Source organism: Arthrobacter sp. GMC3 (assembly GCF_002929305.1).
GTDB lineage: Bacteria > Actinomycetota > Actinomycetes > Actinomycetales > Micrococcaceae > Specibacter.
The window spans coordinates 1-1,730 of the sequence record NZ_PJIO01000043.1 but is presented as its reverse complement, the minus strand read 5'-3'; the positions used below and the strand labels follow the sequence as shown (position 1 = coordinate 1,730).

General features: G+C 50.6%; 2 tRNA genes and 1 rRNA gene. All 3 read right to left on the bottom strand.

The features are described 5' to 3' along the window. Positions 1-1,278: ribosomal RNA gene (locus CXQ94_RS23560) — 23S ribosomal RNA — on the bottom strand; the annotation flags it as partial. Positions 1,279-1,531: 253 nt separating this feature from the next. Then, a tRNA-Ala gene (locus CXQ94_RS23555) sits at positions 1,532-1,607 on the bottom strand. Between the two features lie 30 nt (positions 1,608-1,637). Continuing rightward, a tRNA-Ile gene (locus tag CXQ94_RS23550) sits at positions 1,638-1,714 on the bottom strand. Positions 1,715-1,730: the final 16 nt, after the last annotated feature.

Sequence of the window (1,730 nt, the reverse complement as noted above, 5' to 3'; positions counted from 1 at the left end):
GAGTTTTTCACTCGCATTGTCGTTACTCATGTCAGCATTCGCACTTCTGATACCTCCAGCCAGCTTCTCAACTGACCTTCACAGGCTTACAGAACGCTCCTCTACCGCTCAACTTGCGTTGAACCCGTAGCTTCGGTACCTGGTTTGAGCCCCGTTACATCTTCCGCGCAGGCCGACTCGACTAGTGAGCTATTACGCTTTCTTTAAAGGGTGGCTGCTTCTAAGCCAACCTCCTAGCTGTCTAAGCCTTCCCACATCGTTTCCCACTTAACCAGGATTTTGGGACCTTAGCTGACGGTCTGGGTTGTTTCCCTTTTCACGACGGACGTTAGCACCCGCCGTGTGTCTCCCGTGCTGACACTTGCTGGTATTCGGAGTTTGCATCGGTTTGGTAAGTCGGGATGACCCCCTAGCCGAAACAGTGCTCTACCCCCAGCAGTGATACACGAGGCGCTACCTAAATAGCTTTCGGGGAGAACCAGCTATCTCCGAGCTTGATTAGCCTTTCACTCCGATCCACAGGTCATCCGCTAACTTTTCAACGGTAGTCGGTTCGGTCCTCCAGTCAGTGTTACCTAACCTTCAACCTGCCCATGGATAGATCGCCCGGTTTCGGGTCTATTCCCAGCGACTAGACGCCCTATTAAGACTCGCTTTCGCTACGCCTCCCCTATTCGGTTAAGCTCGCCACTGAAAATAAGTCGCTGACCCATTATACAAAAGGTACGCAGTCACCTAACAAAGTAGGCTCCCACTGCTTGTACGCATACGGTTTCAGGTTCTATTTCACTCCCCTCTCCGGGGTTCTTTTCGCCTTTCCCTCACGGTACTGGTTCACTATCGGTCAGTCAGTAGTATTTAGCCTTGGAGGATGGTCCCCCCATATTCAGACAAAGTTTCTCGTGCTCCGTCCTACTCGATTTCACGTCTAAGACCTTTTCGCGTACAGGGCTATCACCCACTATGGCCGCACTTTCCAGAGCGTTCCGCTAAAATCAAAGAAGCTTAAGGGCTAATCCCCGTTCGCTCGCCACTACTAAGGGAATCTCGGTTGATTTCTTTTCCTCAGGGTACTTAGATGTTTCAGTTCCCCTGGTTCGCCTCACACACCTATGTATTCAGTGTGTGATAACCATCTTATGATGGCTGGGTTCCCCCATTCAGACATCTCCGGATCAAAGTCTGTTTGCCGACTCCCCGAAGCTTTTCGCAGGCTACCACGTCTTTCATCGCCTCTGACTGCCAAGGCATCCACCGTATGCGCTTCTTCACTTGACCATATAACCCCAAGCAATCTGGTTACTGTCTATAACGTGAAGACGACATTCGCCGAAAATTTGCATAGAGAACACGCAAATTTTACCTTGACTTGAATAATCACCAGTGAAAGTGACTACTCAAATCTACTTCTATCACATACCCAAATTTTTAAAGAACAGTTCTGGCGCAAAGACCAGAAATCAATACCCTCACACATCACAGGATGCGCAAGCAGCACTCATTTCTGAGCTTTCAGCGATTTTCGAGTTAATGGTGGAGCCAAGCGGGATCGAACCGCTGACCTCCTGCGTGCAAAGCAGGCGCTCTCCCAGCTGAGCTATGGCCCCATCTACAGATCGGCCACATCCCATGACAATTGGTGGGTCTGGGCAGATTCGAACTGCCGACCTCACCCTTATCAGGGGTGCGCTCTAACCAACTGAGCTACAGACCCAATCGTCTCTCTCGGG